The 18,665-nt window shown below is 44.5% G+C and carries 13 protein-coding genes; 8 read left to right on the top strand and 5 right to left on the bottom strand.

The annotated features are described in order from the left end of the window. Window positions 1-91: 91 nt before the first annotated feature. Window positions 92-1,456, top strand: a complete 1,365-nt coding sequence (locus NBH15_RS04180; RefSeq protein WP_128133265.1) for a sigma-54-dependent transcriptional regulator — start codon at window positions 92-94, stop codon at window positions 1,454-1,456. After that, window positions 1,453-2,454 carry a sensor histidine kinase gene (locus tag NBH15_RS04175; RefSeq protein WP_250822062.1) on the top strand — a complete coding sequence of 334 codons (1,002 nt, stop codon included), beginning with the start codon at window positions 1,453-1,455 and terminating at the stop codon, window positions 2,452-2,454. The genes NBH15_RS04180 and NBH15_RS04175 overlap by 4 nt, the downstream gene beginning before the upstream one ends. 7 nt (window positions 2,455-2,461) lie before the next feature. Here NBH15_RS04175 and NBH15_RS04170 read toward each other — a convergent pair whose 3' ends face one another. Both NBH15_RS04170 and NBH15_RS04165 read right to left on the bottom strand, forming a co-directional pair. Then, window positions 2,462-5,134 carry an ATP-binding protein gene (locus NBH15_RS04170; protein WP_250822061.1) on the bottom strand — a complete coding sequence of 891 codons (2,673 nt, stop codon included), beginning with the start codon at window positions 5,132-5,134 and terminating at the stop codon, window positions 2,462-2,464. Between the two features lie 103 nt (window positions 5,135-5,237). Then, window positions 5,238-7,574, bottom strand: a complete 2,337-nt coding sequence (locus NBH15_RS04165) for a TonB-dependent receptor (protein WP_390574344.1) — start codon at window positions 7,572-7,574, stop codon at window positions 5,238-5,240. A gap of 395 nt (window positions 7,575-7,969) precedes the next feature. Between NBH15_RS04165 and mnmC2 the strand changes: the two genes are divergently transcribed. Beyond that, window positions 7,970-8,635, top strand: a complete 666-nt coding sequence (gene mnmC2, locus NBH15_RS04160; RefSeq protein WP_250822059.1) for a tRNA (5-methylaminomethyl-2-thiouridine)(34)-methyltransferase MnmC2 — start codon at window positions 7,970-7,972, stop codon at window positions 8,633-8,635. On the opposite strand, the gene trxA is transcribed toward mnmC2, so the two are convergent. After that, on the bottom strand, window positions 8,630-8,944 hold the full coding sequence (gene trxA / locus NBH15_RS04155; protein WP_007655346.1) for a thioredoxin: 315 nt from the start codon (window positions 8,942-8,944) through the stop codon (window positions 8,630-8,632). The genes mnmC2 and trxA overlap by 6 nt on opposite strands. Before the next feature lie 72 nt (window positions 8,945-9,016). Beyond that, a complete protein-coding gene (gene dnaE / locus NBH15_RS04150; protein ID WP_250822058.1) occupies window positions 9,017-12,820 on the bottom strand; it encodes a DNA polymerase III subunit alpha in 3,804 nt (1,267 codons plus the stop codon). 668 nt (window positions 12,821-13,488) lie between these two features. Between dnaE and NBH15_RS04140 the strand changes: the two genes are divergently transcribed. The 5 genes from NBH15_RS04140 to tsf all read left to right on the top strand — a co-directional run bounded on the left by NBH15_RS04140 (window position 13,489) and on the right by tsf (window position 17,383). After that, window positions 13,489-14,130 (top strand): porin family protein, encoded by a 642-nt coding sequence (locus NBH15_RS04140; protein WP_128135422.1) that lies wholly within the window; start codon window positions 13,489-13,491, stop codon window positions 14,128-14,130. 275 nt (window positions 14,131-14,405) lie between these two features. Beyond that, a complete protein-coding gene (gene rplM / locus NBH15_RS04135) occupies window positions 14,406-14,861 on the top strand; it encodes a 50S ribosomal protein L13 (RefSeq protein WP_007655343.1) in 456 nt (151 codons plus the stop codon). A gap of 5 nt (window positions 14,862-14,866) precedes the next feature. Further along, window positions 14,867-15,253, top strand: coding sequence for a 30S ribosomal protein S9 (gene rpsI / locus NBH15_RS04130; protein WP_007655341.1), 387 nt, complete (start codon window positions 14,867-14,869; stop codon window positions 15,251-15,253). Between the two features lie 136 nt (window positions 15,254-15,389). Then, window positions 15,390-16,235 carry a 30S ribosomal protein S2 gene (rpsB, locus tag NBH15_RS04125; protein WP_128135423.1) on the top strand — a complete coding sequence of 282 codons (846 nt, stop codon included), beginning with the start codon at window positions 15,390-15,392 and terminating at the stop codon, window positions 16,233-16,235. Window positions 16,236-16,393: 158 nt separating this feature from the next. Beyond that, window positions 16,394-17,383 carry a translation elongation factor Ts gene (tsf, locus tag NBH15_RS04120; RefSeq protein ID WP_128135424.1) on the top strand — a complete coding sequence of 330 codons (990 nt, stop codon included), beginning with the start codon at window positions 16,394-16,396 and terminating at the stop codon, window positions 17,381-17,383. An 82-nt stretch (window positions 17,384-17,465) separates the two neighbouring features. Here the strand turns inward: tsf and NBH15_RS04115 are convergent, their stop codons facing one another. After that, the gene (locus NBH15_RS04115) at window positions 17,466-18,659 is read right to left on the bottom strand and encodes a pyridoxal phosphate-dependent aminotransferase (RefSeq protein ID WP_128135425.1); all 1,194 of its coding nucleotides are present in this window, start codon (window positions 18,657-18,659) and stop codon (window positions 17,466-17,468) included. Window positions 18,660-18,665: the final 6 nt, after the last annotated feature.

The following is an 18,665-nucleotide window of genomic DNA, read 5'->3' as shown; positions in this document are numbered from 1 at the left end:
GTCAGCGCACAAAAAACGTTCGTATTCGCACATCTTGTTTATTGTTTTAATGTTTATCTTTACCCCCACATATTTAATATACGCATACGATATGAAACAAGGGAAAATACTGATCATCGACGATAATGAAGATGTGCTTTTTGCACTGAATCTGCTGTTGGAACCTTATGTGGAGCAAATCCGTGTGACCACACAGCCGGAGCGTATCGAGCATTTTATGGAAAGCTATGTGCCGGATGTGATCCTGCTGGATATGAATTTCCGAAGGGATGCCATTAGCGGGCAGGAAGGTTTTTTCTGGTTGGAGAAGATCAAGAAGGCGGATCCGGATGCCGTCGTCCTTTTTATAACAGCTTATGCCGATACGGAAAAAGCCGTGCGTGCCATCAAAGCCGGAGCGACGGATTTTATCCCTAAACCCTGGGAGAAAGAGAAGTTGCTGGCCACCTTATCCGCCGCCTTGAAACTTCGTGAAAGCCGTACGGAAGTGCGGTCGCTGAAACGCCAGGTAGCGGCTTTGGAGAGTTCGGATGAGGAGGGTTTCGAAATTATCGGTGAGAGTAATGCCATGCAGGAAATCTTTGTGACAATCGAGAAGTTACGTCATACGGATGCCAATATCCTGATTCTGGGGGAGAACGGAACAGGCAAGGATCTTGTTGCCCGTGCCCTGTATCATCATTCGCCGCGTAACGGACAGGTCTTTGTGGGTATCGACCTGGGAAGCATTCCCGAATCGCTTTTTGAAAGTGAACTGTTCGGTTATGAAAAGGGAGCCTTTACAGATGCCCGTCGTGATAAGCCGGGGCGTATGGAGGTGGCAACCGGCGGGACTTTGTTTCTGGATGAGATAGGGAACCTGAGCATGCCGATGCAGGCCAAACTGCTTACTGCGATCGAGAAGCAGCAGATCACCCGGCTGGGGGCTACCCGTCCGGTTTCGATAGATGTCCGCCTGATCTCTGCTACCAATATGAATATTCGTGCAATGGTGGAGGAGGGGACTTTCCGCCAGGACTTGCTTTACCGTATCAATACCATCGAACTGCATATTCCTCCTCTTCGGGAACGTGGTAATGATATCCAGTTGCTGGCAGACTATTTTCTGACACGCTATGCCCGTAAATATAAGAAAGAGATAAAAGGTTTATCCCGCGAAGCCCGGAGCAAACTGCAAAACTATAACTGGCCGGGGAATGTCAGGGAGTTGCAACATGCCATCGAGCGGGCTGTGATCCTTTCTGACGGGCTGATGCTGAAACCGGAGAATTTTATGCTCCAGCCTTCCGTTACCAAAAAGAAGGCGGAACTGGAAGAACTCAACCTCAGCATTCTGGAGAAAGAAGCGATCGAGCGTGCTCTGCGGCGTGCCGACGGGAATGTGACCCGTGCCGCCGAGTTGCTGGGTATCACCCGTTTTGCCCTTTACCGGAAATTGGATAAATTGGGCCTATGAAACGGTATACCATCCTGATAAAGATCGTCCTGATCGTTATATTGTCGTTGACAATTGCGTTTCTGATACTGAAAAGCCTCTATTTTACTTCGGTAATGATGAGCGCTATCCTGATCGTATTGGCTTTCTCTTTGTATCTGGACCAACGGAAAACGATTCGCCGGATGGAACATCTGATTGCGAATATTCATTACGGAGACCTGAATCTGTCTTTTCCGGTTCCTACTTCCGGAGGGGCGGAAGCCGAGTTAACCCGTTCGATGAATGAGGCCCTGAATGCTTTCCGTTCCCGGCTTTATAATTCGGTGGTGGCGGAGGCTGAGACAGAAGCCTGGCAGAAACTGATCCGCGTACTGACGCATGAGATTATGAACTCGATCGCTCCTATTATATCCCTGTCGGAAACGGTGACTGAGCGTGCCGCCCTGAATGGTATGAATGAGCGCGATTATGCGATTATGCTGCAAGCGATACAAACGATTCACCGTCGGAGTAAGGGATTGCTCGACTTTGTGGAGAATTACCGCAAACTGACGCGTATACCGACTCCTACCATGCAAATATTTCCGATATCTGTTTTATTCAGCGATTTGCAGAAGCTGGTCCCGGCTGAAGGCATCCACGTTGTCTATTCTATCCGCCCGGCAGAATTACGGTTGTATGCAGACCGGAGCATGATCGAGCAGGTTCTGATCAATTTACTGAAAAATGCCGTTGAGGCGTGCTGCGACAGTGAATCCCCTGAGATTCGTGTAGAGGCTTTCCGGCAGGATGGGATGCCTGTGATAACGGTTTCGGATAATGGCAGCGGGATTGTCCCGGAGGCTTTGGATAAAGTCTTTGTTCCTTTCTTTACCACGAAACAAGGAGGATCGGGTATTGGATTAAGCGTTTGCCGTCAGATATTGAATCGTCATGGGGGAAATATAACCGTTACTTCGGAAATGGAGAAAGGGACGGTGTTCACCCTGCAATTTCCGGGTACACGTTCCATATAACAATAGTCTACAGAAGTTCTGTTATCTTTTTTTTCAGATCGTTGGGTTTGATCGGTTTGGCTACGTAATCGCTGAATCCGCTTTGTTTCACCCGTTGTTCGTCTTCGGCAAAGGCAAAAGCTGTCACGGCGATGATAGGGATAACGGTATTGTCTTTGCGTATCTCTTTCGTTGCCTGGTATCCGTCCATAAGCGGCATTTTTAGATCCATGAGGATCATGTCCGGATGATATTTTCTGTATAAGTCTACTGCTTCCTGACCGTTCCAGGCATGTACCAGGTTGTATTCCTTGAGGATTGCTTTTATATACGTGTAGTTGCTTTCGTTGTCTTCGGCAACCAGTAAGGTTGACTTTTTATTGTTATTCTCAGTAAAGGCATTATTCTGTATTTCTATTTGTACAGGTTCTGCCGCAGCAACGTGCGATTCTTCAATAACCGTATCGGGTAGGGTGAACCAGAAAGTCGAACCTTGTCCCAGTTCAGATTCCACGCCGATCTCTCCTCCCAGCTTCTGTACGATCATCTGGCTGATAGACAGTCCGAGCCCGGTTCCCTGAGCGAAACTGTCTAACTTGACAAAGCGCTGGAAAACGCTGTCTTTGATCTTTTTATCGATACCGCATCCTGTATCGGAGACAAAGAATAGTAATTTGCCGTCCTTATGTTTATAGCCGAAACGTATTCCGCCTTCTTTGGTGAACTTGATGGCATTGTTGATAAAGTTGGTTATTACCTGCGACAGGCGGTTCTTGTCTGTCCGGATGATGCAATGAGACATCTTTTCGACAAATGAAACCTGCACGCCTTCTGCTGCTTTCAGGCGGGAGGTCTGCTCTATATCACATAATAACTGATTGATATCGACATCTGAATAAACAAATTCGAGCGTATTGGCCTCGATCTTGGACAGGTCCAGAATATCATTGATCAATTGCAACAGGAGTTCATTGTTGTTATTGATAATATTGATGTATTCTTCGCGTTCCTCCAATTCTTCGGTCATGGCAAGCAGGCCGGAGAAACCGACAATCGCATTAAGCGGCGTACGTATCTCATGGCTCATATTTGCAAGGAAGGCCGATTTCAGGTGATCCGATTCTTCTGCTTTTTCCTTAGCCAGTCTCAATTCGTTCTCAGCTAGTTTCTGCTTGGTGACATTTTCTTTCTTGAATACTACCCCCAAAAGATTTTCCTTTGCATCGAGTATCGGGTTGGCAAATACATGTGTATATTCACCCGGGGCACATTGCTTGACGAGCTCAAACGGTTTCCGGCTTTCCATGGCGGAAATCAGTGCACATTCATCGCAGAATGGTTTTTGCCCGTCTTTAACCAGGCAACAGTTTCTAGGACCATATTGCGGACTGCAAGGCATTTTTATCTGATTCTCCCATTTGACCGAATAATCCGGTTTGATGAAACGGATAGAAGACTGAATGTTATTCATAATAATAACATTGTCTTTCTGCAGGTCCATCAGTTCGTCTTTCAACCGGTTGGTTCTGAACAGGAAGAACAGGATCATTATCAGGAAAAGCAACAATACGCATGCAACGATCAGCAGGATCTCAAATCTGTATTTGATAAACAGATTCCCCTCCACATTGATCAGCGTGGAATCGGCAGGCAGACGGTCTCTTTCTATATTGAACTCTCTTAGTTTTTTGGCATCGAAAGTATATCCGTTGGGAATACTTACTGCCTTCATCTCTTTTTGGAGTACTTTCTTTGTTTGGATATCGATAGCCTGTTTGGCAAGATCTTTACCGATGGAACGATATTTAGGCATGTAACCGCCTATTGCCCAATGGCTAAGTCCGATAGAAGTCAGTGTAATAGCCGGAAGATTCGGGTTACCTGCCATCATGGTGTAGGTTGCGTTACCTACATAATACCCGTCGTTTACATCTACACGCCAGGTTCCCAGTAGGATTACGGTTTCCTTTGGAAGTCTCTTTATTTGTTCAACAATGGTGTAGATATTATTTTTCCGGCCGTCCAGTAGTATGAGATTCTGGTCCGGGAACTTTTTCATTTCCTTTTTTACCAGTGCTTGCAAGGAGATACCTCCGTAGCTGTTATCCGTTATTAAAGCAAAATGTTTTGTTGCGGGATAAAGATTCAAAGCCAGTTCTATATTCTTTTTTATATCATAATTATAGATAAAACCAGACAGATAGAATCCGTTGGCTATGTAACTTTGGATATCGATACTCTCCGGGTCCCAGTCTGCCATTACGGTATTGGAGTCCGGCAGAATAACTGCATTTCGGCTAACCATCCCACACAGGATAGGAATATCTTTTAGGATCGGTTCATCCTGCGACAGGTAAGAAGACCATCCTTCCTGGCCTAGAATGACTATGGCCTGCGGAGTGTTCTCGTTGTTATATTTTTTTAGCAAGGTTGCCATTTTCCCTTTCCATAAAGGAGCCTCCGGCAAACTTTTACAGTTCATGTTTTCTATGATGACCGGAGCTGTACCTCCCAGACGTTTGTACTCCTCCATGAATTCGGAGATATTTTGCGTGGTGTTACGGGTATCCGGGTTATAGGAGCTGATAATAAGGATCGGATGGGTGTCTTCGGCATGAATAGGAACGACCATAATAAGACATACAAGTATGAATAGTATTTGTATGTGGCATATAATATTTCTTAGAATCACTTTCAACATTGATATCTTCTCTGTTACTGTCTGTTTCCCGGCTACAAAAATAGGAATTATTTGTGATCTATGTAGAACTATGGTCAATAAAAACAGAAGAAAATCAAGGGTATTATATTTCTATCATGATTCCTATACTGGGCAACATCGTTCCCGTCATGCGTTCTACCGGCTTCAATTCATACCGTTGTTCGCCTTTAGGGGCATCGGGGTTCAGTATTTTACCTGTTTTTATATAGACGTCCTGTTCTTTGTATTTCGAATTAAGTACGTTCTGAAGATCGATATAGAATCCGAGCATTACTTTTTTCAGATAAAATGTTTTATCTATGCGCAGGTCCAGCTGGGTGAATGGTTTCAGGCGTTCGCTATTGAAGCGGCTGTAGTCGTAATAGAGACTGCCGCTGGCATCCCAGGCTTCCACATAACTGCTTTTCTCCACATCGTAAGGCGTGTATGGTGCGCCGCCTACTACCCGGAGTTTGGTGCCTATGTCCCAGTTTTTGGGGAGTGAATAGGTGCCGCTGAAGGTGAACAGATGTTTGTTATCCCAGGCGGAAGGAAGGTATTTACCTGTATTTCTTCCGTCTTTATATTCACTGCGGACATAGGTGTAGGAAGCGATGAAAGTGAGTCCTTTGTAATTATACCAGCGTCCCATCAGTTCCATTCCGTAAGCTCGTCCGGTAGCGGTGGAGGTGACGGCTTCATTTCCCAGAACACCGTAGTCGGTTCCTTTCGAAGCCAAAGGAATGCTGTCGATGACCGACATCGGATAGCGGTTATAATGTTTGTAAAACCCTTCGGCTGTGAATTTAAGGAAAGAGGAGGGACGATATTCCAGTCCCAGTCCGGCCTGGTCGCTGCGGATATATTGAAGGGCGTTTCCTTTGTTGACATAATTCCCGTCGTTATCCTTAAATCCCATAACGGTGTACGGAGGTAACTCATAGTAACGCCCGGCGTTGGCATTCAGGTAGATATCGCCGGCTATCCGGTAAGACAACGAAAGGCGTGGCGAGAGTTGGTCAAGCATATTCTTCATTTTAGATGAATAATTGTTGGCATCGGCACGAAGTCCCAGCGAGGCGGTAAAACGCTCATTGTCGCTTTCGTAGATGGCGGTGGCATACAATCCCCATTTCCAGATTCCCAGGTCGGTCTGATAGGTGATCTCACGGGGAATAGTGGTAAATTGTTTCTGGAATGTATGGTTGGTATACTCCGAATAATCGATGTTGCCACCTGCCTGGAGTTGTATGTAAGGGAGGCGGAAGATATTTTCGCTACGGAGTTTGTTCTCTATCTCGTCCGAGCGGTAATTGAGCGTAAGATTTTCCGGCATGCTTTCGTCGTTATCCCGGTATTTGATGTTTTTGTTGTTCATCTGGCTACGGCTGACGATAACTGAATAGATGTTTTTCCCGGTATAATGCTTGTAGACGGCTCCCAGGGTATAGGTCTTTTGTTTTACAACCGGCAGATAAGCCAGGATATATTGGTTCTTTTCGCTCATATCTTTCATCCCGGTATTCAGTTTCATATCATCTATGGCTCCTAATCCGAGAAAAGTGAGTTCGTTTTTCTTGTTGAAAGCATGTTTGATCTTGAACTGGGCATCGGTGAAAGTCGGCAGGAACGGCAGTCCGATCATGTCGAACAGAAATTGCAGATATGAACGCCTGATGGAGACCTGGTAGGTTGTTTTGTCGCCCATCGGTCCGTTAACCGACAGTCCGACATCGGAGGCTCCGACCACCCCGCGCAGGGAGAACTTTTCTTTATTCCCGTCCTGTAGTTTGAAATCCAGCACGGAGCTTAATGCATTCCCTCTGGCAGCGGGAAATGCTGCCGAATAGAAGTTTACTTCGCGTATGAAATCAGGATTAATGATTCCGACCGGTCCGCCCGAAGCGCCTTGTGTAGAAAAGTGATTGATATTCGGAATTTCTACTCCATCCAGGAAGAAACGGTTCTCGGAAGGGCCGCCGCCTCTTACCATCAGGTCGTTCCGGAATGCAGCCGTGGAAGCGACTCCGGGAAAAGATTGTACGACACGCGATATGTCACGGTTACCTCCGGCACTCTTTTCTATCTCTTTGAAGCCTATAACGCGCAGTCCGAGCGGACTTTCGGCTGTTTTACGAAATGGGGAAGCCACAACACTGACTTCCTGCAGGTTTTCGCTGCCCGGCTCCAACTCGATCGGGAAAAATATATCTTTATTGGCAACGCGGAACTCGGCGGTTACTTCCGGCTTATATCCCAGGAAGGAAGCCTGAAGACGATAACTGCCGGGGGCGACTCCGGTGATCTCGAAATTACCGACGGAATCGGTTGCTGTTCCTTGTGTTGTGTTCCAGATCACCACTGTTGCGTAAGGCACCGGTTCACCACTTGCAGCTTCCTTTACGATCCCTTTTATGGAATAGCTTTTCTGGGCCTGCATGAACTGGATGCAGACAATAAATAATACCAGGAAGATATATGCTCTTTTATACATCGCTATCGGTTTTTTGGCAAAGATACTATAATATTAGGGAAGGATTGGTTCTAATAGGATATGAACTGTAATTATTGCATCATTACCGGGCGCATACTAGGATTCCCCAAGTTCTTATCCGGTGAAGGATGGAAATATCATATATTATGATACTGCATTTTCATATATTATGCGAATTAAGTATTATAATATATGAGAAAGTAATATCATAATAAAGGCTACTAATGTTCTTAGTATAGGGTTGACTTTGCCTGAAATAGGGTTAATGCATGCCTCTGCCTAACTCTGTTTAATTTTCCTTACCTTTGCAGTCAAATGCAAGTATAGTAGTGCAGAATCAGATGAAACGGGAATTACAGCAGACGGCTGACGGTAGCCATACATTATTTATACCGGAGATGGATGAACATTACCATTCGGTAAACGGGGCGGTACAGGAATCGCGCCATGTATTTATTGAAGCCGGATTGCATCATCAGGCAAAAAAGAATATCACTGTTTTTGAGATTGGTTTTGGGACAGGGTTGAATGCTTTCCTTACTTTATTGGATGCAGAAGAGAATAATCGCTCTGTGAACTATTATTCCATAGAACTTTATCCGCTTGGAGCCGAACTGGTCCGGGCGCTGAATTACGGCGACGTGATTTGTCCGGAAAAGAAAGAATGGTTTGAGGCCCTGCATGTTGCCACCTGGAATGACGCTGTAAGAATAACCGATCGTTTCACTTTGCATAAAATACAGGGAGATAGTAATCACTGTGAATTGCCGGAAGAAATAGACCTTGTTTATTTCGATGCTTTTGCTCCGGATAAGCAACCGGAAATGTGGAGTCAGGAGATATTCGATAAATTATATGCGCATATGGCGGAAGGAGGAATCCTTACCACCTATTGTGCCAAAGGAGTAGTCCGCCGTATGATGCAGAAAGCCGGGTATTCCGTTGAAAGAATACCCGGCCCTCCGGGAAAACGCGAAATGCTCCGCGCTATAAAGTCTTCATTATAGAAGTGCGTCGATTTTAGCTACGAAAGCCGATTTCTGTGCTGCACCTACTTGTTTGTCTACTAATTTCCCGTCTTTAAAGAAAAGAACGGTCGGAATATTGCGGATACCGAACTGGGCAACGACATCGTTGTTGTTGTCTACGTCCATTTTACCGATTGTAACCTTACCTTCGTATTCGGTAGCCAGTTCGTCGATGATCGGACTTACCATGCGGCAGGGGCCACACCATTCAGCCCAAAAGTCAAGGACCATAGGCTTGCCTGCGTTTACTAACTCTTCAAAATTTGCATCTGTAACTTCTAGTGCCATAATTATATATCTAATTTAAATTGTTCCCTTTTGAGGTGCCAAAAGTAGTAATTCTTTCCACACCGTACAACTTTACCCGTTAATTTTGAAATCAATAGTTGAATTCTCCTGCAGGAACTCAATCAGCTTGCCTGTTACGTTTAACCGGATATTCTGTGAGAAGAAATTTTGTGAAATATTATGTTCGCCATCTACCACTTTGAAATATAACAAGCTCTGTCCCGGATTGTTTTTGATGAGCACCGATAATTCATTGACTGTAGGCTCGTCGAGATCGTGGATCGGCAGAGTGATACTGATTTTTTCGATCAGCTTATCCTTTTCGTCCTGCAACAGGCGGATGGAACCGATATTGAAATCGAGTTCGTTTTCGTTCCAACGGCGAGGCTCTACGCGGGCTGTGATGAGCAGGTACATACCGGGTTTGCAATATTTGCTGTATTCGATATAGTTATTACCGAACAAAGCGATCTCTCCACTGCCGGTGAAATCTTCTATTTTAACTACTCCGTAAGGCTTTCCTGTCTTGGTCATTCCCTCACGGAAATCGGTTACGATTCCGCCTAACAACATTTCGCGCCCTTTCAGGCTTTCCCGGTCGTTGATCTCTGCCATGCCCGTATTGCATACGTATGTCAGAACGATACGATATTCATCCAGCGGATGGGCGGAGAGGTAAATACCTATCAGTTCCTTTTCTTTATTCAGGCGTTCCAGATCACTCCAACGCTGGCAAACCGGAATTTCGGGTTTGGCGATGGCTACAAGCAGGTCATCTCCACCGAACAGGGAGTTGGCTGCTGAGTTTTTATCCATCTGGAACTTATTGCCATAACGCACCAGCGTATCCAGAAAGACTTCGCCTTTGCCTGTTTCTGCAAAGAATTGTTCGCGCTGGATACCAAAATTATCGAAGGCACCGGCCAACGCAAGCGATTCGATATTTTTCTTATTACATGCTGTCAGGTTGACGCGTTCCACAAAGTCGAAGATATTTTTATACGGACCGTTTTTCTTCCGTTCCTCGATTATATTCAATACGGCCGATTCACCTACGCCTTTCACGGCGCCTAGCCCGAAACGGATGTTCTTGTTTTTATCTACGCTGAACTTCAGGATGGATTCGTTGACGTCCGGTCCTAATACCTGCATACCCATTGCTTTGCATTCGTCCATAAACTTCGTGATATCGACGATGTTGGACAAACTTCGGCTCAGAACGGCTGCCATATATTCGGAGGGATAGTTCGCTTTCAGGAAGGCCGTCTGATAAGCAACCCACGAATAGCAGGTGGCGTGGCTCTTGTTGAAGGCGTAGGAAGCAAACTTTTCCCAGTCGGACCAAATCTTTTCAAGCGTTTTTGCCTCGTATCCATTATCCTGTCCACCTTTCATGAACTTCGATTTCAGGTGGTTCATCTTGTCGATCAACTTCTTACCCATCGCCTTACGCAGAGCGTCACTCTCACCACGGGTAAAGTTTGCCAGCAAACGCGACAGAAGCATGACCTGTTCCTGGTAGACGGTAATACCGTAAGTGTCTTTCAGGTATTTCTCCATGACCGGTATATCATATTCGATCGGCTTGCGTCCGTGTTTACGGTCGATAAAGTCGGGGATATAATCCATTGGTCCCGGACGATACAGGGCATTCATGGCGATCAGGTCTTCGAATTTGGAGGGTTGAAGCTCCTTCAGGTATTTTTGCATACCTGCCGATTCAAACTGGAATGTACCGGTCGTTTTACCGTCGCAATATAATTTATAGGTTGCCGGATCTTCCAGGCTGATATGGTCGATATCGAGTTCGTGTCCGGTAGTCAGGCGGATGTTTTCAATAGCCTCTTTGATGATGGACAACGTTTTCAGTCCCAAAAAGTCCATTTTGATCAATCCGGTTTCTTCGATCACCGAACCTTCGTATTGAGTAACCAGCATTTCCTCGCCGGTTTCTTTATCTTTTGCCGTACTGACAGGCACGACGTCCGAAATATCATATCGTCCGATGATGACACCACAGGCATGTACACCGGTATTACGCACGTTGCCTTCCAGCATTTGTGCATATTTTAATGTATCGCGTGCCAACGGATCGTTACCGGTCGCTGCTTCTTTCAGTTCAGGAACGTAGTTGATCGCATCTTTCAGTTTGAACTTCTTCATATCCGGTATCTTATCCGGTACCAGCTTAGCCAGACGGTTCGATTCGGAAAGCGGAAGTTTCTGTACACGGGCAACGTCCTTGATGGCCGATTTGGTAGCCATTGTACCGTAGGTAATAATATGTGCCACACGGTCAGCTCCGTATTTTTCCGTTACCCAACGCAATACTTCGCCACGACCGTCATCGTCGAAGTCGGTATCGATATCGGGGAGGGAGATACGGTCCGGATTCAGGAAACGTTCGAACAGCAGGTCATACTTAATCGGGTCGATCTTGGTGATTCCCAGGCAGTATGCAACTGCCGATCCGGCAGCCGATCCACGTCCCGGTCCCACCGATACGCCCAATTCTTCGCGGGCAGCGGCGATAAAGTCTTGCACGATAAGGAAGTATCCGGGAAAACCCATTGTCTTCATGATGTGTAACTCAAAGTCCAAACGTTCCCTGACTTCATCATTCAGGTTGTCTCCGTAACAAACCTTTGCACCGTCGTATGTCAGTTTTCTCAGGTAGTCGGCTTCCAGCTTGATACGGTATAATTTATCGTATCCGCCGAGTTTCTTTATTTTGTCTTTGGCATCTTCTTCGCTTAATACTACGTTGCCGTTTTCATCACGGGTGAACTCTTCGAACAAGTCCTGTTCCGAGAATTTTTCGCGATATGACTCTTCTGTCCCGAAATCTTCAGGGATGGCGAAGGTTGGCATGATAGGACCACTGTCGATGGAGTAGAAATCTACTTTGTCTGCTATTTCAAGCGTGTTGCTGAGTGCTTCCGGGATGTCTGCAAAGATGGCATTCATCTCGGCTGTCGTTTTCATCCATTCCTGCTTGGAATAACGCATACGTGTCGGGTCGTCCAGATCCTTTCCGGTACTGAGGCAGATCAGGCGGTCGTGTGCTTCGGCATCTTCCTGATTAACGAAATGGACGTCGTTGGTAGCGATCAGCTTGACATTATGTTTGCGGGCGAGTTCGATCAGGACCTTATTCACTTCCTGCTGTTTGGGATACGTGGTGCAATCGGCGTTCGGGTCGTGTGTCTCGTGCCGTTGCATTTCCAGGTAATAATCTTCTCCGAACAGTTTTTTGAACCACAGGATGGATTCTTCAGCTTTATCTATCCGATCATGCATAATATGCTGCGGTATTTCGCCACCCAAACAAGCGGAACAGACAATCAGGTCTTCGTGATATTTCTCCAGTAATTCATGGTCGATACGCGGACGGCCGTAAAAACCTTCTGTCCAAGAGATGGAAACCATCTTGATCAGGTTTTTGTAGCCTTTTAGGTTTTTAGCCAGTATGATCAGGTGGTAACCGCTACGGTCTTCCTTCGCTGTTTTGTTATGCCTTCCGTTGCGGGCACAGTAGCACTCGCAGCCGATAATCGGTTTGAATATCTTTTTCTTTTCCGCTTCTATCAGGGATGGAATCTCCTGCAGGCGTGCCTGCTCTTCGGTGGAAAGAGTTTCTTTCCCTTTGAGGGCTTTCTGTTCTTTCTCCAGGTCTTTGATGGCTCCAAGCGGTTTCCCGTTCTTCTTGGAGACCTTGTTGAAGAACTCCTTTATACCGAACATATTACCGTGATCGGTAACAGCAATGGCGTTCATGCCGTCTTTTTGTGCCTTGTCAATCAGTGCATCGATCGAGGCTTGTCCGTCCAGCAGCGAGTACTGGGTGTGGACGTGTAGATGTATAAATGGTTCCATATATGATTGAAAAAACTTTTATATTTTACCAAACAAAGATACGACATTTGTTTGGTAAAATAGGTGCTGGTTTTCGAAACAGATATGTCTTTAACTATCCGTCTGTCCGAAAATGTCCTCAAACTGCCGCATTAATGCGGGCGGTGTGAGTTGGTATATCATTCCACTTTTTACAAACAGGTAATTACATAGATAAATAATGTTATTGAATGAGATATCCATCCGGATATCATGTTTGATCAGTTTGTGTAAAATAACATTGCGCTCTGTTTTATAAAAAGCTTTTGCCAGGTCCTTATCGAAATTGAAAAGGGTGATGATATTTGTATCGCATGTTATGTTCTATCTCGTGCCATCCTTCCGAAAGGGTAGTGCGTACCTGAATCTTGAAAGTGGAATCGATATTCTTGAAGCTTTCACTGTAACGCTTTTTCCAGGTGTTGAACTCCTCTAACCTTTTTCCGATCTTTCTTTTAGATAAAAATAAGAGAAAACCAATTTGGCTAACATTTGTTAGTTAGATAGTTATCTGTGATATTAATGTATATATTATTTGCTTGATTTTAGTTATTTTCTACATACGATGTCTGGAAATACGTTAAAATCATAGAATAAGTATCATCATTAGAAAAAAAAACTATCTTTGCTCATGGAAAAGAGGATATAATATGAAAAAGATAGGATTGGTAATAATATGGGTGATGTTGATGATTGTGCCGGCTACAGCACAGATCACTTGGGGTGTGCGTGGTGGTTTGGCTTATTCTTCGCTGGTGCAGAAAATAGACAACAATTATCAATCGGGCGCTCGTTTCGGATTTAGTGTGGCGGGACTGGCTCAGATTCCTTTATATAAAAGATTGTCGCTTCAGCCGGAAGTCGCTTTTGTGCATCAGGGTGGTAATTACTTGTCAAAAATCTCAGAAGGAGACGGTATGGATTTAGCTTATCCGAAAACAAAATGTAACTATTATTCTATTCTTGTACCTGTAAATCTGGTATATACCTTTCAGTTTACCGATGTTTATTTCAGTGTGATGGCCGGTCCGGCTGTCGATTTCTCCCTGTTTGGAAAAATGCGTACTAAGAATGTGGATAGCGATATCGTTTTCGGACAATCAGGCGAAGCCGATCTTAAAACTTTCGACTTGGGGGTAAACCTTGGGTTGCAGGTAGAATATTCAAATTTCTTCTTCTCCGTATCTGCCCTGTGCGGAACACTCGACCGACGTACCACCAAACACGACGGCGAATCATCCCTTTATCAGAATAATGTAACTTTCTCGTTGGGGTATTATTTCCGCCGGTAAATTTTTTCAATTAAATAGGAATTAGGGAAAAGCATAACTCTCCGGCAATTCCCTTTTGTTGTATATCTTCTGCTCATAATCGTTTGGGTGCGAAAAAGATGTACAAATGTTTTGTATTTCGAAGAAAAGCCGTACCTTTGCAAGCCGAATATTATCAAATTGTACTAAGAGTTTAGTTTCTAGCACATTATTACGTCAAGTGTCCGTAGTGATAATGACAGCGAAAAACTAGGCGCTTGTTTTTTAGAGTTATTAATTAATTAATTTATTAAGCAGTGGATACTTTAAGTTTTAAGACCATTTCTGCAAACAAAGCAACTGTAAACAAAGAGTGGGTCATCGTTGACGCTGATGGACAGACTTTGGGACGCCTTTGTGCAAAAGTAGCAAAGCTTTTGCGCGGCAAGTACAAACCCAACTTCACTCCTCATGTTGATTGTGGTGATAATGTAATCATTATCAATGCAGATAAAATCGTTCTGACAGGAAACAAATGGAACGATCGTATTTATTTGAGATATACCGGATATCCCGGTGGACAGATCGAGTACACACCTAACGACTTGATGAAGAAAGGTGCCAGCCATCTGTTCAGAAAAGTAGTAAAAGGTATGTTGCCTAAAAACCGTCTGGGTGCTAAGTTACTTGCTAACTTATATGTATATGAAGGAACAGAGCACAAACACGAAGCTCAACAGCCTAAGTCAATCGATATAAACTCACTTAAATAATAACTATGGAAGTAGTAAATGCAATAGGAAGACGTAAAGCAGCAGTTGCTCGCGTATTCGTTAGCGAAGGAACGGGAAAGATAACTATCAACAAACGTGATCTTGCAAATTACTTTCCTTCTACAATCCTTCAGTTCATTGTTAAGCAGCCGCTTGCAAAGCTGAATGTTGAAGAACAATATGATATCAAGATCAACCTTGATGGTGGTGGATTCAAAGGTCAGTCAGAAGCTGCACGTTTGGCTATCGCTCGTGCTTTGATCAAGATTAATCCGGAAGATAAGTCTGCCTTGAGAGCAGAAGGATTCGTAACTCGCGATCCTCGTTCTGTTGAACGTAAGAAACCGGGTCAGCCAAAAGCTCGTAAGAGATTCCAGTTCAGCAAACGTTAATGTTATTTGTGAGTTTCTTACAAGGACAAAGCGTTTAGTATCTAAATTGTCGGGATTTCTTTTGCATGCAGACATGCCGGGGGACTACCTGATAGTTGAAAATTAAACAGAAAGTAAACGATTTAAAAAGAAAAAAATGTCAAGAGTTAATTTTGATCAGTTATTAGAAGCTGGTGTACACTTCGGACACTTAAAAAGAAAGTGGAATCCCGCTATGGCTCCTTATATCTTTATGGAGCGCAATGGTATTCATATCATTGATTTATATAAAACAGTTGCTAAAGTAGACGAAGCAGCAGAAGTAATGAAAAACCTGGCAAAACAGGGTAAGAAAGTACTTTTCGTTGCTACTAAAAAACAAGCAAAACAAGTTGTCGCTGATAAGGCTGCTTCAGTAGGTATGCCTTACGTTATCGAACGCTGGCCGGGTGGTATGTTGACTAACTTCCCGACTATCCGTAAAGCCATCAAAAAGATGACTACTATCGATAAGATGACAAAAGACGGTACATTTGATAACCTGTCAAAAAGAGAAAAACTTCAGATCACTCGTCAGCGTGCTAAGTTGGAAAAGACATTAGGTTCTATCGTAGACCTGACTCGTCTTCCGTCTGCTTTGTTCGTTGTTGACGTGATGAAAGAACATATCGCAGTTCGCGAAGCTAACCGTCTGGGTATCCCAGTTTTCGGTATGGTTGATACTAACTCAAACCCGAACAACATCGACTACGTGATCCCGGCTAACGACGACGCTACTAAATCAGTAGAAGTTATCTTAGGCGCTATCTGCGAAGCTATGAACGAAGGTTTGCAGGAACGCAAAGCTGAAAAGATCGATACAGAAGCAGCAGGTGAAGGCGAAGGCGCTAAAAGAGAACGCAAAGCTAAAGCTGCTGTAAAGAAAGAACGTACTAAGAAGGAAGACGAAGATGCTTTGAACGCTAAAGTTGCCGACAAGTACGCTAAAGATATCGAAGAATAATTCGGTTGACAATTGCCGGTTGACAATTGACAATTAGAATATAAATACAATGGGCAATTGGCTTTTGACAGTAAGAGATTGTCAATAGGTAATTGTCCATTGTTCGTTAATAAAGAAGTAGAAAGAGTATAAACATTAAATAAGAAGGAAATAAGATTATGGCTGTAACTATGGCTGATATTACCAAGCTGCGCAAGATGAGCGGAGCTGGTATGATGGACTGCAAGAAAGCGTTGACCGAATCTGATGGCGACATCGAAAAGGCAATGGAAATTATCCGTAAAAAAGGACAGGCTATCGCCGCTAAGCGTTCAGACCGTGACGCTGCAGAAGGTTGCGTGTTGGCAAAGAAAGAGGGCGGTTTTGCTGCTGTTATCGCTTTGAAATGCGAAACTGACTTTGTTGCTAAGAACGAAGACTTCGTTGCTTTGACTCAGGCTATCCTGGACGCTGCTGTGGCTAACAAATGTCAGACTTTGGATGAAGTAAAGGCTTTGCCTATGGGTAAGGGTACTATCCAGGACGCTGTTACTGACCGTAGCGGTATCACTGGCGAAAAGATGGAACTGGACGGTTATAATGTGGTAGAAGGTGCTTACACTACTGTTTATAACCATATGGGTAAAAACCAGCTTTGTACGATCGTTGCTTTTAACAAAGAATCAGAAGAAGCTGCTCACAACATCGCTATGCAGATCGCTGCCATGAATCCTATCGCTATCGATGAAGCTGGTGTTCCTGAATCAGTAAAAGAAGCTGAAATACAGGTGGCAATTGAAAAGACAAAGGTTGAACAGGTACAGAAGGCTGTTGAAGTTGCTTTGAAGAAGGCAGGTATCAATCCTTCACATGTAGATAGCGAAGACCATATGGAAAGCAATATGGCTAAGGGCTGGATTACTGCTGAAGACGTAGCTAAGGCTAAGGAAATTATCGCAACTGTTTCTGCTGAAAAAGCTGCTAATTTACCGGAACAAATGATCCAGAACATCGCTAAAGGTCGTCTTAGCAAATTCTTGAAAGAAGTTTGCTTGCTGAACCAGGAAGATATCATGGATGGCAAAAAGACTGTAAAAGAAACAATGAAGGAAGCAGATCCTGAATTGCAGATTCTTGCATTCAAACGCTTCACTTTGCGTGCTGAATAATTTTGCGTTAGCAGAATAAAATAAAAAAGGGGCTTCGATTATCTCGGAGTCCCTTTTTCTATATATAAAAGTTTACTTTCTCTTATTTCAGTTTAGCCAAAGCCTCTTTGATACGTTTGATGGCTTCCACGATGTTTTCATCGCTGGTAGCATAACTCATACGGATACATTCGGGAGCACCGAATGAAGTACCGCCTACGCAGGCAACGTGTGCCTTTTCCAGCAAATACATAGCCAGGTCGTCAGCATCTTTGATTGTGTTGTTTCCGTCAGCTTTACCATAATAGTAACTACATTTCGGGAACAGGTAGAAAGCGCCTTCCGGCTTATTTACTTCGAATCCCGGAACTTCTTTAGCCAGATTAACGATCAGGTCACGACGGCGTTCGAATGCTTTACGCATTTCTTCAACCGGTTCCTGTGAGCCAGTGTAAGCAACTTCGGCAGCTTTCTGGGAGACAGAGCAAGGACCTGAGGTGTATTGACCTTGTAATTTGTTTACAGCCTTCACGATCCATTCCGGTCCGGCAATGAAACCGATACGCCAGCCTGTCATTGCATATGCTTTGGATACACCGTTTACAATAACGGTGCGATCTTTCATGCCGTCGACAGAAGCGATACTGTGATGTTTGCCGATATAGTTGATATGTTCGTAGATCTCGTCAGCAATAACGATGATATCCGGATGTTTTTTCAATACTTCAGCCAAACCTGCCAGTTCTTCTGCACTGTAAACAGAACCAGTCGGATTGGACGGAGAGCAGAGGATCAACGCCTTTGTCTTCGGCGTGATAGCTGCTTCCAGCTGTGCCGGAGTGATCTTGAAGTCCTGTTCGATACCTGCTGTAACGATTACCGGTTTACCTTCAGCCAGTTTGACCATTTCAGGATAGCTTACCCAGAACGGTGCCGGAATGATAACTTCGTCTCCGGGATTAACCAACACCAGAATTGTGTTACAAACGGATTGTTTAGCTCCGTTCGCGCAGGAAATCTGTGTAGCTGCGTATTCCAACCCGTTTTCATTCTTCAGCTTGGTAACGATAGCATTGCGTAATGCCGGATAACCGGGAACCGGAGAGTAGCGAGAGAAATTGTCGTCTACCGCTTGCTTGGCTGCTTCCTTGATGTGATCAGGTGTGTTGAAATCAGGTTCTCCCACACTCAGGTTGATAACATCGATACCTTGTGCTTTGAGCTCATTGCTCTTCTGAGACATCGCCAACGTAGCGGAAGGCGATAAACTTGCTAAACGATCTGAAACTTGTGTCATGACACT

The organism is Parabacteroides caeci (assembly GCF_023656795.1).
Taxonomy (GTDB): domain Bacteria; phylum Bacteroidota; class Bacteroidia; order Bacteroidales; family Tannerellaceae; genus Parabacteroides; species Parabacteroides segnis.
This window is presented reverse-complemented; position numbering and strand designations above follow the sequence as displayed.

What these genes read in the sequence shown, in the direction of transcription:
- NBH15_RS04175 (WP_250822062.1), top strand. Translation starts at nt 1,453, where the DNA reads ATGAAACGGTATACCATCCTGATAAAGATCGTCCTGATCGTTATATTG.
- mnmC2 (WP_250822059.1), top strand. Translation starts at nt 7,970, where the DNA reads ATGAAACGGGAATTACAGCAGACGGCTGACGGTAGCCATACATTATTT.
- tsf (WP_128135424.1), top strand. Translation starts at nt 16,394, where the DNA reads ATGGCTGTAACTATGGCTGATATTACCAAGCTGCGCAAGATGAGCGGA.
- rpsI (WP_007655341.1), top strand. Translation starts at nt 14,867, where the DNA reads ATGGAAGTAGTAAATGCAATAGGAAGACGTAAAGCAGCAGTTGCTCGC.
- NBH15_RS04165 (WP_390574344.1), bottom strand. Translation starts at nt 7,574, where the DNA reads ATGCAGGCCCAGAAAAGCTATTCCATAAAAGGGATCGTAAAGGAAGCT.
- NBH15_RS04170 (WP_250822061.1), bottom strand. Translation starts at nt 5,134, where the DNA reads ATGTTGAAAGTGATTCTAAGAAATATTATATGCCACATACAAATACTA.
- rpsB (WP_128135423.1), top strand. Translation starts at nt 15,390, where the DNA reads ATGTCAAGAGTTAATTTTGATCAGTTATTAGAAGCTGGTGTACACTTC.
- NBH15_RS04180 (WP_128133265.1), top strand. Translation starts at nt 92, where the DNA reads ATGAAACAAGGGAAAATACTGATCATCGACGATAATGAAGATGTGCTT.
- dnaE (WP_250822058.1), bottom strand. Translation starts at nt 12,820, where the DNA reads ATGGAACCATTTATACATCTACACGTCCACACCCAGTACTCGCTGCTG.
- trxA (WP_007655346.1), bottom strand. Translation starts at nt 8,944, where the DNA reads ATGGCACTAGAAGTTACAGATGCAAATTTTGAAGAGTTAGTAAACGCA.
- NBH15_RS04115 (WP_128135425.1), bottom strand. Translation starts at nt 18,659, where the DNA reads ATGACACAAGTTTCAGATCGTTTAGCAAGTTTATCGCCTTCCGCTACG.
- NBH15_RS04140 (WP_128135422.1), top strand. Translation starts at nt 13,489, where the DNA reads ATGAAAAAGATAGGATTGGTAATAATATGGGTGATGTTGATGATTGTG.